Origin of the sequence: Archangium sp. (assembly GCF_036389735.1) — a bacterium.
GTDB lineage: Bacteria > Myxococcota > Myxococcia > Myxococcales > Myxococcaceae > Archangium.
Genome location: NZ_DASVWK010000987.1, coordinates 1 through 14,078 on the forward strand (window position 1 = coordinate 1; position 14,078 = coordinate 14,078).

The following is a 14,078-nucleotide window of genomic DNA, read 5'->3' on the forward strand; positions in this document are numbered from 1 at the left end:
CTTCACGAAGCTACGGAACACCGCCCACTCGGAGTCCGTGTAGCCCGCCCGTGTGCCCCCGGGGTCGTCAAGCCAGTCGAGCACGTCACCTTCGAGGTCGTCAGTGAGCAGCGCGACGAAGTGGTCCGCTTCTAGCCTGCCCTTCTTCAGTTCGGCGACCGGAGCTTCGAACACCCGCGAGACCAGGCCGTCCAGAGCTCCGATGGTGTCGGCGTCTTCGGCCACGGGGAGCCCGAGCCCGCCCTTCTTCGACGACAGCAAGGCAAGCGGCGTCCAGTCCTTACCGTTCACCTGGGTCCACCACGTTCCCCTGAACTGAAGCTCTGCGATAGGCTTCAGCTCCTCGGGAAAGTCCTCCAGCGACCGGAACTGGAGCCGCCGCACGCCGGGCAGGTAGAGCACCGGCACCGGATCGTCGGCCTTGAGCTGGCCGAGCCGCCACTTGACCCAGGCCGCCGGCCCTTGGTCGGAGGTGGGATCGTATTCGCCCAGGGTCCAGAGGTTTGGCAGGCGCATCCGAAGTGCAGACAGTGCGGGCAGCCACTTCCGGTCGCCGTCGGTCCACAGGACGATGGCCGGAGGGCGCTCGGTGACGTTGTTGTGGGCGGTCGCGGCAACGAGACGATCCGCGAGAGCGTCCAGGACCGTGCTCACGCAGCCTCCCGCGCCTTGCGCTTCTCGGCCAGTGTCAGGTGCTTGTCGTTATCCCGATCCTCGCCCCAGGGCGAGTCCGGCGGGTTCTTGCCCCGGTCCTTGCCCCACTTGATGTTGGGCTTCCAGCGCAGCACACCGGCCCCCTTCCCCTTCGCACTCACGTCGGCCACGGTCATGAAAGGCCGAATGTTTAGGCGCACGCCGTCGTCAAGGTCGGGGTGCCAACCGATGGGCTGCTGCTCGATGGGCTTCCAACGCACGAAAATGTCGAGCGGGGCCTCGCCTTCGAGAATGGCGGCGAGGCGCTGTTGGAGGGCCTTGGCCTTAGCGAGCTTGTCACCTGCGCCGCTCTTGCCGTCTTTGGCCTCGATTTCCTGGGTACGAATCCAATCGCCCAAATAGGTGTACGTGAGCGATTTCAGCATCTCATGGTCGAGCTTGTGGTAGTTCACCAGCGCCGAGAATCCCTCTCGATGGCCGTCCCAAATGTGCCAAATGAACGGGCGGTGTTGGAAAATCTCGCAATGCTGATTGAAGAAGGTGTCGCGCAGCCACTCCTCCAGTTTGCCTGTGTGGCCGACGGTTACGAGCAGATCGGTAAGGGTCTGTGGGTGCCAGTCCTTGCCCCAGGCCGCCGCCAGTAAGTCGGTCAGGCGATCGGCGGCCGGGCGCTCGCGGCGCAAGGCGGGAATGCATACAATGCCATCTACGTCGGCGTGACAATCCAGTGCATCGGGCTGCTGGTCGGGCCAGCGGAAGCCGAGGAGGCGGGCGATGGCTACCTGAAGGGGCGCGTCAGAGGTACGCGGATGACCGTGAAAGATCCACTGGTCGGGTCTGTCCGAATACGGCGCTGGCAGACCAGTCGGATACCGCTCACTTGCGACGGCGCGCCATGCATTAATATCAAAGGGAACTTTCGCAAGTGTATTGGCGGGCACCTTCAAAGAGCCGTCCCGTGCCCGCACCTCTCGCGCGTATTCTTCTGACGAGCAGAATGCCCAGATCGCTTCGAGATCATCGGAATTGTGCGGCATGAGCACTGTGGTGTTGTCGTCGTATCGCTCACCCGTGTAGAGCGTAGCAGGCAAGTCGCCAACCTGTGTAATGACCACACCGCGCTTACCGACCACATGCGAACCACGCAGATGCGTGTTCTTTCGAACCTCCTTATGAGCATCGTTGAATGCATGCAGACGACCAAGCCCGCGCTCCCACAGAAGTGCCTTTGAGCGCCCTCCATATTCAGTAGTTTTTTCTACGGTGCTCTGCCAAGGAATCCACTTCTCGTCAAGCCTCGGGACTTCCCAAAAAAAACAGCCAAACCGGGGCAGGTCCCCTGTGGCGAGGCCCTGGTGACAATCGACATATCGGCTCAGCAGAGGCAGAGAGGATGCAGCGACGAAAGCCACTCGCGAGTCGGGAGAGGCAAGCAAATCCTTCTGTACGAGAGGGACTAGGCTATCGGAAATAAGATGGTGCGCTTTTCTCGATGGAGAATCGTATTCCGCCAAGTCCACACCGAAAAAACTCCCAGACTTCGCATGGCTGTTGGACATCACCACCAGCGCGACAGCGACGACCTCACCTCCAATCGTTTCGAACGCGCGAGGTCCGAGACGTGCAAGCATTCGCCAATCGACAGTCCTCAGCGTGTTCTTCCGAAAATCCTTGTACGAGCCCAAGAAAAGCCAATTGTGGGGCGTGACGACAGCCGTGCTTCCTCCGGGTGCAAGGAAGCGAAAGATGCGGCTGAGCATGGCAATGCCAAGGTCGTACCGACCATCGAAGAAGTAGGTTCGGCAGTGCTCCTTCAAGCTATCGGCCTGCCGCCCCCCAGTTAGAAACGGAACATTCGTGAGGACCAGATGAAAGCGCATCCCCAGAGTCTTTGCCGCTTCGTTTACACCACGAGCTACGATGCGAACCTCACGATCTTCAGCATCGATTTCGGCCTCATTTCGAGCGAGAGCCTTTGACAAAAGTGGTTGTAGCTCCTCTGGCCCTGCGACATAGAGCGGGTCCGGCAGGTCGCGCATTGGGTCGATCAAACTCCCCAGCACTGGCGCATCCTTGAACAGAGCCCACATGTGCCCCATACCATTGCGGAGCCGCGGGTTGTCTCCCGCCAACTTCTCCCACTCCTCCCTCTTCGCCGAGAGCGCGAGGCCCGAGCAAGCTACGTTCATCACCGCGAGCGGCCGGTACCCCCCAGCATCGGGATACGTCCACGCCGCTAGCGCGAGCGCGAAGGCCGCAATCTGTACACAGCGATAGTCGATCTCCAAGCCGAACAGGTTGTCCCGGAGCACGGCGTCGCATGCCTCCCGCGCGCTCAGCCCCTCCTCAGCCATGCGGAGGACCACGAGGATCTCGAATGCCGCGACGAGGAAATGCCCAGAACCACAGCAGGGGTCGAGGACCTTCAGATCGCGAACCAGCCGGGGCCAACCCTCGAAGGTGCCGGCAGCGGGCGTGCCGTCGTCGAGGAGCCGAAGGTAGGGCATCTCCATAGGCAGCTTGCGCCCTGCCCCGACCCACCACGCGCCCAGTGTGTTGTGCAGAAGAAACTGCACCATGTAGGGCTCGGTGAAGAGCTGCGTGACCGCAGGCAGCTCATCAGCTCCTATCTTCACCTCCGAGGCATTGACCTCCTTCTTCCGGCGGGCCTGCCAGAACTGATAGACCCAGCCCAAGCTGTCGCTGGCGCGGAACACTTCACTAGGCAGGCTCGCCAGCAGGCGCTCCAATTCGTGCTGGTGCTCTGCGGCGAGGCGCACGGCCAGCACCGGGTCGTCGGGCCGAAAGATCTGCGGCAGCATCCGGCTGGCGTACCGACCAGCAAGCTCCCAAGCATCGGAAGCCCCTTCTGACGGAGCCAGCTCGGCGCACTCCTCCAGAGTAACAGCAGTGCCAAAGCTCGGGTGGAGCAGCAAGTCATTCTCGGCCAGGAAGCGCGCGAACAGCATCCTGTGCCAGTGCTCGTAGGCGGTCTGCTCCACGAGGCGGCCGATCTCATGGCCGCCATCGGCCTTGCGTACATCGCCGAGTTGCCGCGCACGAGCCCGTAGGCGATTGCGTAGCTGCTTGCCCGCCGCGTCGAGATGGCCATAGGGAGAGGCCAAGTGGACGGCCAAGGCTTCGATGGCCACACGTGCGCCGGCTACGGCGACAGCGCGAGCGCCGCCGTCTTGGTTCTCCTTGCCGATAACTATCGCGAGCAGGTCGCGCAGGCTGGGGGTGATGGTGGGCATCTACTCCTCCGGAAGGGCTCAGACGACGACGGGGCCGTCAGCGAGTTTGGCGAGGATGGCGGCACGGGCCTCGGCAATCCAGCGGTCCACCTCGGCCTCGTCGTGGAGCGTGGCTTTGGGCAAGGTCACGGGCTGTGCCTTGGGGGCAACGAGCTGGATGACTTCGAGGCGAGCTGCCGCGAAGCGTCCGGACAGTCCAGCCTGATCGAGCACCCACTGGCTCAGTGGGCGGGCCTGCGCGGACGCGATAACCTCTTTCTCGTTGCCGACCGTCAGCGTCGGCACAGCGGCGATGCCGTGCTTGCTCAGGAGCTTTTCACGCATCTCGAGGGTGAGCTTGCCCCACGCCTCGGTGGCGGTGAGCGCCGCCATCTCGGCGTCGTGGACCGCCTTCCAGCCGCCGCGGGCTGCCACCAGGGCGTCGCGCAGCGCGGTGGTGACCTGCTCGCACAGGTGCGGCAGTGGGTCGGGCTCAGTGAGCAGGCCGCGCCCGTCACGCAGGGCGTCCCGCTGCAAACCGACCTCGGTGGCAACCGGCAGGGTGGAGGCGTGGCGCAGGAGCTCCCCCAGGGCCTCCCAGCGGGGTCTGCGGGCCTCGATGGCCTTGGTGCGCTTGTCCCACTCGTCCACGTTCGCCGCGAGCGTGTCGCGGGTTTCGTAGAGCTTCTTCACCAGGGCGTTGCCGGCCAGCGAGTCGAGCGCAAGCAAATGTGCCGTGCTCGGCGGCACCGGGCATGGGGGCTCGCCCCCGGCGGCGGCGGCCCGGCGCTTCAGATCAGCCAACAGCGCGGGCGCATTGGCGGACTCCTCGCCCGACTTGCAGGCGATGCCAACCTTCTGCATGAGCTGGCGCACGCCAATGCGCTCCACAGGCGACAGCGGCACCGTCTCTGCGCGGAACTTGGACAAACCGATCTTGGCGCGGTCGAGACTGGCTGCGGAGAGCGGCGCTCCCCCGCCCGTCGAGGCCCGCAGGTGCTCAGTCACCATGAGGACGTAGAGCGCGCCGTCCACAGCGTCACCAGACCAGCCGTAGGGCGGCCCCTCGAACTGCTTGCGGATCTCGGCTCCCGTCTGTTCGGCAGCGGTGAAGCTCAGGATCTCGTGGCAGACCGGGTTTTTCTCGGTGTCGCCGCGCCAATCGACCACGGTGAGCGCGGTGCCATCGCCCGCCCGTGCCTTCTTCACCACGGCATCCCACTTGGCGTGGTCCGCGAGGCTGAACTTGTGGAACAAGCGCACCAGCGCGTTCGCGATGGCGGCCTTCACGCTATCCACCAGGGTGCCGGAGGCCACCTCGTTGCCGCCAGCCTGGATGACCTGGGCGTTGTCGAGCACCTCGTCAAGGAGGGTTTCCAACCGCTCCTTCGCCCGGTTGCGGCGCGTCTCGACAGCAGCGCGGGCCACGGGGCCCTCATCACCACTCGGCACTCCACGTGTCTGGAGGGTGATCTCGGCGGCCTTCAGCGTCAGCAGCGCATTTTTGATGCCCTCGGCATTGCCAGTTGGCAACAGCACGAACACCAGTGGCGAGTCGCTGCCTGCTTTCACGGCGTCGGTCTGGATGGTGGCTACGCTCTCTGCCCAGGCGTCGCGCACCCAGACGGGCACGATGCCGCCATCGACAGCAGGCGCGACCGGCCCGAAGTGGAGCTGGACCTTGCGAGATACCTTGGATGCGCCGTGGGGCACATTGCCAAAACCGATGCGCCTCTTCACCGCCTCGGCCAGTGCCTCGCTCCGCGCGGTGCCGACCTTGGTGTCGTCATCGCCCAGCATCTTGCGGTGCTTCTGGAAGTCAGCCTCCCAGGCTGCGCTCTCGCGGGTCTGGACCCGATATTCCGTCTCGACCTGCATGAGCTGGCCGGCTTCGACGAGGGCCTGTAAGGCGGCGGGGAGTTGCTTGCGGATCTCTGCCCCACCGTGCTCCAAGTCCTGCACGAGCAGGTCGGCCAGCGTCTCGGTGTCTGCGCGCACGCCGAGGTCGCCACCCTGGCTCTTGTCGCGGGGGAGCTTGCCGATCAAAAACACCAGCGCCACGAGACGGGCCTTGAGCAAGTTGCCCTCGCCCTTAGCCTGCTGGAGCTTGCCGACCAGCTCGTGAACTTCACGCGGCAGCACGCTGGTCTGGAGCAGCGTGGGTGCCAACTGGAAGTAGAGGAAGTCGCCGGGGATGACCGTACCGAGCGGATTGGCGGCAGTGGAGCGCACGGCCTCGTAGACGACGCGGAGCTGGTTGCGAAGTTGGACGGTGGTGCCGCCCACGTCCACGGCGCGCAGAGCGTGCTCCCAGAAGCGGCGGCGCACCGGGAGCAACGGGTAGTCGGACACCAGCACGTCGGTGTCCGCGGGGCGCGGGCCGATGTGGGTGCCGGCCAGGTGCTTGCTGATCTCGCCGTTGTGCTTGTCGAGCACGGCGCGCACGGCCTTCGTGCGGTCGGCACGCTTGCGAAGCACGATCTGACGAACCACCGTGTCCACGTCGGCGTCGGAGAGCTGCACCTCGATGGGGAAGCGACCCTTGAGCTTGAGGAGCTGGGGCGTGCTCGCCATCGCCGACTGGCCAGTGCCAATGATGAGCAGAGAAGAGCCGAACCGCTTCGAACACTCCTCGGCCGCTTCCTGCACCATATGAGCGCGGTCGGAGGTCTCGCCGATGTACTGCTGAACCTCGTCGATAGCGAGCAAGGTGAGGGGGAAATGTCCGTCGCGGGTGAGCGCCTTGCGGATGGCGGTCACCATGTCCTCGTTGGACACGTCGTCGCGGTCGGGAAAGCTCGCGTGGAGCAGGTTCCCGATGTCTCCCACGGACGTCTTCCACTTGGGGAAGTGCTTGGCGATGGCCGCGTGGATGACTGGGGAGACAAGGAAGTCGTGGAGCTCCTCGTCCCAGGCGACCCCCTCGGCCTCGACGGAGGCGCGAACGGCCTCGAGGCAGCCGTGGTCGCGAAGCCACATGACGAACGAAGCGAGGTCGTACCGCTCGGGCAGGCCCACGGAGCGGAACACGATGGCGAGGATGCCGAGACGCACGCTGCGGGCGGATGCGCCGAGGGTGCCTGCGGCGGCGTGCAGGCCCCCGGACTGCTTGCCGCGCGTGGACAACTCCTTCAGGTGGTCGTTGATCTCGTCGGTGAGATGGGCGAGACCGCGCGGTCGGGTACCGTCGGAGAACGGCTCGTCGGTCCACAGGGCGCGCAACACCTTGATGAAGTGCGACTTGCCGCTGCCGAAGAAGCCGCTGACCCAGATGCCCTGCTGCTCGGTCTTGCCGAGGTTGGCCAGGTACGTCTCCAGCACCTTGCGCAAGCCGGCTCGGTACTGGCCCTCGCAGACGAAGGTGGACAGCTCGTAGCGGAGCGTGCGCAGCTCGGCCTCGGAGCGTCCGCCCTTGACCTCGGCGACGCCGTGGTTGAGCAACTCCAGGTTCTCGGGGTCGGTCGCGAAGACCTCACGGTTCAGCATCATGGGGTGCTCCCATCGTCGTAGGCACTAATGGGCGTGGCGAGGTAGTTCCAGCCCTCTCGGGCATCGAGCAGCTTGTAGACGTTGCCCTCGCGCGAGCCAGGGAAGAACACGAGCAGCCGACCCGGGAGCTCGGCGATGACCTTCGGCACCAGATCGGACACCTGAGCGAAGCCGAACAGGCTGGCGACCCCGAGCACGGCGACCACGGTATTCTCGTCGGCCCCGGCTGCCTGGGCCTTGGTCACCACGTCCTGCGCCACGGCATTGAGGAACTGCGAGAGCTTGGGAGCCATCATCCTGGGGTTCTTGAAGTAGGACTCCCGGTAGCGTTCCCCGTCTATCCAGCGGGCGAAGCTGTCGGTGATATCGACGAGCACCCACTTCTTGCCGGCCTTGGTGGTGGCGAGCTGGAAGGCTTCGACCTTGTAGCGGAGGCGGCGCTCATCCTCTTTCGGGTACACGGCGAACCACACGCGCTGCGGCGGGGCCAAGCCCCGATCCCAAGGCAAGCCGACGTGACGCTCGTAGACGTCGGCAAGCGCGTCAACCCGGCTGGCCATCGCACCACTCCTTCTCGGTCTCGGTGAACAGTCCGTCCACGCGAATGTCCATGATATCCCCCGCCTTCCGGTACTCGATCCAACCGTACCGTGCCGCCTGCTGGACGAGTGACAGCACCTCATCGGGTGAGCGATCGAGCAGGCGACTCCACGGGGTCGAGAGCAACAGGCTGCCGCGCCCGCCCTCCATGAAGCCCAGGGCAAGCGCGTAGGCGGCAGTGCCGGGCGTTGCGTGGGCACGGGTGCGGATCTTGCGCGTGGTGCCCGTCAGGAAGCCCGCCATCGCCCAGGTGGAGACGAGGTGGCTCACGATGGCGTCGCGCGTGGAGGCCGAAAAGGACGGGCGCACTGTCTCGGCGAGCTTAGCCAGGGTGACCTCCGAGCCGAGAGGGGCCTCGAGGACCACATCGACCGACGCGCGCAGCAAGGGGTCGCGGGCCACCGCACACAGGAGCGCGAGGAGCGGGTGGCCCTCGGCGTCGTCGGTCCATATCCGCCGCATCACGCGGTAGACGGGGATCGTCGGGTCGAGCCCATAGAGCGCCTTCAGCTTACGGACGGTGTGCTCGCGGGTGGTCGCGGTGCGCTTGCCGAGCACGTTGTTCTCGACGACAACGCGCCGGAAATCGGCGACGCTGGCCTCGGGAGGCGTGGCGGCGAGCACTTGCTCCAGCTCGGTCAGCATCAGCGTGCGGCTGGAGTGCGTGCCCTTGTCGCCGTCGCGGAAGCCAAGGCGCTCGCGGTGGTTATCGGCCGTCCTGCTCATTCGGCGTCCTCGGCTCGCGGGGTCGAGCCTTCGTCTCCCGCACCGCCGCTTTGCACGCAGGCGTCCACGTCGACCAACTTGAACTTCCGGGATCTGCGGGACTCAATCGGCTTCTGCGGGTACGCGCTACGCGCCCTCGCAGCCGTCGTCAGGGTGGCGGTTTAGTGGCGGGTGTTCCGGGTACCTCCTCCCGGGATCAAGCTTCTTCTACGCGACGTAGGCGACGTAGGGAAAGGGGTTTTACTTGCGAACCATCCCGGGAAACGCACCACCCATCCACCCCCCACAGTAGGGGCCGACGGTGGGATGGCCGGTGCTGCCGGCAAGGCGTGCGCATAGGGTGCATAAGAGGGATTGACGACAACTTCTTCGGTGTCCGCGCGCAGTGGCCATCCCCTCCTACGGGTAGCTGGCGAGCCTGCCACCAGAGTGGCAGCGGTGAGGCGGAGAAGAAGGAGCAGACACCAGCCGCCCTACCCTTTCCATCTTCCGAAATCCGAGGGCACCGGTGGGTATCAGCACATGAGCCCGGGAATTCATCCCGGCTACACCAGGAGCTCCTCATGGTCTTCCTCCCCATCATCGCCAACAACCTCGGCAAGATCGCCGCCGCGGCGGCCACCACCCTGGGCCTTGTGGGCTACGTCAACCGCGAGCGGATCGGCCGCTGGCTTGCGGACGAGTCCGACGAGCGGAACCAGGAGCGCCCCCAGGACTCGACGCGAGTGCTCGAGACGGCCCATAAGAAGCACGCGGAGCTGCTGGACAAGCTCGCCCTGAATACCGCCGCAGTGACCGAATTCAAAGGGCTCATCAAGGATGTCCACGAGGAGCTCGGCTCCATGGCAGAGAACTTCCAGGGCGAGCTGGACGCGCAACGGCGCGAGACGCGGGCGCTCGGCGAGGAGTTGCGTGCGGCCGTGGCGGACCTGGCGCGCCGTCAGGACGCGGTGGAGCAGTTCCTCCACGACAAGGACCGGGGAGAGGTCTTCGCCGTCCCCGGGCGTCAACGCACCACCGAGGCTCCGCCCAAGCAGGAGCAGACGGGCAAGAAGTCCGCCCCCAACGGCAGGCGCAAGGGCAACAACGGAAGCACCGCGCCCGAGATGCGCGCCCCCTGACGCACTCCCCGCGCGCTCGCAGCTGCATGCCGTGGTGGCCCACGAGCCCCCCGGCATTTTTTTGGCCCCCGAGGTGCAATCGCGCGAGACCCAGAGCAACTACCGCCTAACCAGAAGACTGCGGCCACGCGCGGGAGACGCACCACTCGTCCCGAGCCGTCATCCATGATCTGTCCCGTAGCTCAGTTGAATAGAGCGGCGGTTTCCTAAACCGCAGGCCGCTGGTTCGATTCCAGCCGGGGCCACTCGCCCTGCTTCCCAAGTCCCCGGAAGCAGGGCGTTTTTCTGTCCGGGGGCGTTCAGGGGTGTTCGGGCGCGTTCGCTGGATTTGGTACCCGTTTGGTACCGGAGTCGGACCTCCCGGCCACCAACGCTCGGCGGAACGATGGGTGGGGAGCGGTCCGTCCACTCAAGCGGCAGCCGCATGTACTGTCCGGGAGGGTGCTCCACATCGACGTAGCGCCTGCCATCCTGGCTGCGGATGAACCGAGCGATTGGCAGTTCCATGCCCTTGAGAGGGTGAGCCGGCAGCGTGACGGTCACGCGCTCAATTAAGGGTGGAGGACCCGTGGCAGTGTGTCGATGCCGTCGTGAAGGGAGCAGGAGGGGTGAGAGCGATTCTGGAGCACCTGGGGTTGCCCACGGCGAGTGCGCACCTGGCCCCTGCGCGAGGGCCGCCCCAGAGCGCGTGGTGTTGAAGCTCAAGCCGCCACAGCCAGCCAAGAGAGCCAGGCACCTGCCGCGCCCCTCCTGGGAAAGCGGCTGGGCTGGGCAGGCGTGTGTCTGCTGGAGATGAAAGGCTGCTGCGCCGGCTCGGCGTGCGGCTCATGGGCTCCCCGTCAGCGTCCCTCACCTCCCGCTCTGCTCCCGCCCGCTACGCCCAAGAGGGCTCCTGTCCTTAGTCGTCTCGGAACTGGATCTGATCGGGAGTCCTCAGCTCGATCCGCGCGACGCCCTTGTAATCCTGGATCTCGCCCACAATGCAGGGCCGCGTGCCAATCAGTTCTTGCAGGTCCGTGGGGAAGCTCGACCTGCGGTTGCCCCAGATGACCAACGACAGGCGCTTGCTGTTGGGGAACGGCGCACCGACCTCAATCCAGGTCGGATCTCCGCGCGTGTTCGGCGGACTCTTGGTGACGGCGACTACCCGACCAGCAATGGCGCGGGTCTGCCCGATATGCTCCCTTGCGGAATCCCAGTCGAGGGGGGTCTCGCACGACGAACCGGGCAGTGGCTTCGCGCGCACGGGCTGCCCCTCGCGCATGTCCGGAGTAGCCTGCATCGTCACGATACTGCCGTCACGCTGGACGCAGGTAGCAATGCCTTCGTCGATGGAATCCACGAAGTCACAGACGCCACGACCTGACTCGCCTGGCAGGAGTGCCGCGGGCTGTCCCGCCGGTGTTGTCGGTTCGGCAGGCGCGGCAAGCACGCCATTCCGCACCGGTGGCGGCGCCATCGGCTCGCCGGCCATCGCACTCGTTGCGCCCGCCACGGGCATCGGCGCCCTCGGTTCACCAGCCAAGAACCAACCACCCTGCCACACCACTACCATCGCGAGGGCGACCACGAGCGTCACAAGTGAGGCGATAACGAAGTTACGAGACGACGAGCGCTTGTCCTCCGTCCTCCTGATGACCTCGTCCACTAGGGCGTTCCGCTTCTTCTCCGTATCCTCGGCAAGACCGTATTTCACGAGGTGGGCCGAATGAATGCGCATTAAGAACCTCGCTCGGTCGTACCCATCTCGTAGGCGGTCAGGAATCGGCTCCCAAGGGTTTGAGTCCTCGCCAGGCGTTGCCACAGATTCGAGCTGCTCTCCGCTCGGGAGGTCAACGTGGCACCAGTCGGAAGAGAGGACCGACCCGTCTCGGTCAACTCGCTCGGTGGAGATCATCCTCTTGGATGACGAGACGCTGGAGACTCGAAACCACCTTCCTCCAATGCTGACGAACTCGCCGACCCTCACGTTCATGAGCGGGCGGTTCTCGAATGCTTCCTCCGCCGCAGTGAGCGCCTCCCAGAAGGTCTTCCCATCGACCCGCACGTCGTGCTTGCTGATCATCGGAACAAGCCCTTCGCCGCCGTACACCGCACCGTCATATGCCTTCGGGTGAAGGCGCTTGAGCTCGGCGGTGAAAGGCGGGAGCACCGAATCCCAGAGGCGGCTGTTAAGAACGTGGACCTTCTTCTTGGGGGCGGTAGCCATTGGTTTGGCCTCATTCTGCTGGAGGGCGGCTGCGTCTGCGGCCTTCTTGATGCTGATGTTAACGTCGGCGCTCTGGCGCAGGCGGGCGGTCTTGGGGGCGGGCCCCTGGTTCCGCTGGTCGAGCGCAGGCATGGGTGGCTCTGGAGGAGGGTCGGACCGCGTGAGAACGCCGTAAGTCACCCAGACAACTACCAGCTGGAGCACGGTAAGGGGCGGCCAGAACAGGTTGACTATCGTCAGTGCCGTCCAGGCCAAGCAGGCCGCCAGCAAGTAACGACGTGCAACGAGGCGAACCAAGATCAAACTGGCCACGATCGCCAGCTGGTAACCTAGTATTCCCACCTGATTCCCCCTTGCGAGTCAGCCCTGCGTCGAAGCCGAAAGAATTGCCCAGGTGGTTGCTTGACACAACGTGCTTTTGACTAGGAGCTTGTCGGAGAACCTCACCGTAGAGGGTGGAGCAGAGGGGTGACGCCCCAGGTGGTCCTTCAGAGGGGAGGCGAGTTCTGGTTGAAGGTGGAGGATGAGCACCACCTCGACGAAGAAGCCGGCGCAGGCCGACCTGTTGGATGTTGCCGCCAGTGAGAAGCCGGAGCGGGAGGAGGAGTCGAGGAGGCCAGGGAGAAGGCTGAGGCCAGGGGCGAAAACCCGGAGGAGGCGAAGTCCTCCGAGAAGGCGCAGCGCTCCCTCAAGCAGGGGCGGAGCCGGGGCTGGAGGAGGAGAGCCCCGCCTTTGCCGCGACGGTGGAGGAGCCGAGGAAGGAGCGCACACCCCGTTTGGACTGGGCCGGGCTGCTGCGCAGGACGTTCGCCCTGTACGTGTTCGCCTGCGTGAGGTGTGGAGGCAGGCGGCGGGTTTTGGCGTACTTGGCGGCCCTGCCTCAATGGTCCCCCGAAAATTCGAGGCCCCCCTAACCCTGGGGCCATCTCGAAGATGGAGGGGGCCCACTCGAAATTGGACCCGTGAGAAGGGAACCCCTGTCCCCTCAGAGGCGGGGGTCTTGCTCGGATTCGGATAACCCTACCGATTGGCGAGGTGGCCGGGGGCATTCGAAACCGCGGGATGGCTGACAGAACGAAATCGGGGGCATCTCCCTACGAGCCGCAGCATCACGCGCAGCTCCTTGGCTTGGTCCTGCTCCTCGGGCTTGGGCGCAGCCACCTGGGCTCGCACCTGCCCGAGCTGCTCACCAGTCGAACTCGAAGTTGTCATAGAGGGGGGGAGCAGCCGCCATCAGGTAGGTCCCCGTCACGTGTTGATGTTGATCATCGCGCTCCCCTACTCTTTCCGGTAGACGGACACCATGGACGAGAAGCTGCGACACGCTCTGGGGGAAGCTGCTCGAGCTGCCCGGCTACGCCTCGGCCTCACGCAGGCGGAGGTGGCCAAGAAGGTGCGCCTGAAGCCCGGCGTCTACGGCCGCATTGAACGCGGCGCGATGGTCCCGAGCGTGCCCACCCTGCGGCGTATCTGCGAAACCCTGGGCATCTCCTCGGACGTGCTCCTGTCCCTGAGTGCCCAGGCGCCCGAGGCGATGGCTACAGCCCCTCCGCCCGCGGCCGGCGAGCACCCGGAACTCAGCCGCATCATTCACGTCTTGCAAGGGTGGCCGCCGGAGAGGTTGGCGCTCTTGCGCAAGCTGCTGGAGACGGCCGACACCAACCTCTCGGGCGAGAGCTAACGGGCCTCGGGCTGCGCGAGGGTACGCGCCATGTAACCGACAGCGCTGAGCTGCTTGTCGTCCAACTGGCGCAGGGTGCGCAGCAGGCGGCGCGGTCGCGACGACTCCTGCGAGGTGGGATCGGACCGTGCAAAGTGGCATGCGCTCTCCTTCTGCACCGGGGGTGCATCGAGCTGCTCTAGGCGACCCTTGTGGTTGGGTTGCGGACCCTACGACACGAGGCGCCTTTTGCCCGCGCTGTCCAGTCTGTCCGGATTTGTCAGGGCCACCCGATAGAGTGGGCGTCATCCATCGGAGGCGCTGATGACATCCACGCTGCTGGTGCTACTGCTCCTCGCGCAGGCGGAAGGGCCCGACAACCCACC

8 protein-coding genes and 1 tRNA gene are annotated in these 14,078 nt (G+C 65.3%); 3 read left to right on the plus strand and 6 right to left on the minus strand.

Annotated elements, in window-relative coordinates:
* The 5 genes from VF794_RS35095 to VF794_RS35115 form a co-directional block, all read right to left on the minus strand.
* A partial coding sequence (locus VF794_RS35095; protein ID WP_331117483.1) for a hypothetical protein occupies positions 1 to 654 on the minus strand: 654 nt, incomplete at its 3' end.
* Positions 651 to 3,908, minus strand: coding sequence for a DNA methyltransferase (locus VF794_RS35100; protein ID WP_331117484.1), 3,258 nt, complete (start codon positions 3,906 to 3,908; stop codon positions 651 to 653). The genes VF794_RS35095 and VF794_RS35100, both read right to left, overlap by 4 nt.
* Positions 3,909 to 3,926: 18 nt before the next feature.
* Positions 3,927 to 7,376, minus strand: a complete 3,450-nt coding sequence (gene brxC, locus VF794_RS35105) for a BREX system P-loop protein BrxC (RefSeq protein WP_331117485.1) — start codon at positions 7,374 to 7,376, stop codon at positions 3,927 to 3,929.
* Positions 7,373 to 7,936: a DUF1788 domain-containing protein gene (locus tag VF794_RS35110; RefSeq protein WP_331117486.1), complete on the minus strand. Its 564-nt coding sequence runs from the start codon at positions 7,934 to 7,936 to the stop codon at positions 7,373 to 7,375. Before VF794_RS35110 ends, brxC begins: the two co-directional genes overlap by 4 nt.
* Positions 7,920 to 8,702, minus strand: coding sequence for a hypothetical protein (locus VF794_RS35115; protein WP_331117487.1), 783 nt, complete (start codon positions 8,700 to 8,702; stop codon positions 7,920 to 7,922). The genes VF794_RS35110 and VF794_RS35115 overlap by 17 nt, the downstream gene beginning before the upstream one ends.
* Before the next feature lie 563 nt (positions 8,703 to 9,265).
* Here VF794_RS35115 and VF794_RS35120 point away from each other — a divergent pair.
* Together VF794_RS35120 and VF794_RS35125 are read left to right on the plus strand one after the other, a co-directional pair.
* Positions 9,266 to 9,823: a hypothetical protein gene (locus tag VF794_RS35120; protein WP_331117488.1), complete on the plus strand. Its 558-nt coding sequence runs from the start codon at positions 9,266 to 9,268 to the stop codon at positions 9,821 to 9,823.
* Positions 9,824 to 9,995: 172 nt separating this feature from the next.
* Positions 9,996 to 10,068: transfer RNA gene (locus VF794_RS35125), tRNA-Arg, on the plus strand.
* A gap of 653 nt (positions 10,069 to 10,721) precedes the next feature.
* Here VF794_RS35125 and VF794_RS35130 read toward each other — a convergent pair.
* Complete coding sequence (locus VF794_RS35130) at positions 10,722 to 12,164, minus strand: hypothetical protein (protein WP_331117489.1); 1,443 nt, start codon at positions 12,162 to 12,164, stop codon at positions 10,722 to 10,724.
* 1,171 nt (positions 12,165 to 13,335) lie between these two features.
* On the opposite strand from VF794_RS35130, the gene VF794_RS35135 reads away from it, so the two are divergent.
* The gene (locus tag VF794_RS35135; protein ID WP_331117490.1) at positions 13,336 to 13,713 is read left to right on the plus strand and encodes a helix-turn-helix transcriptional regulator; all 378 of its coding nucleotides are present in this window, start codon (positions 13,336 to 13,338) and stop codon (positions 13,711 to 13,713) included.
* The last annotated feature ends 365 nt before the right edge of the window (positions 13,714 to 14,078 follow it).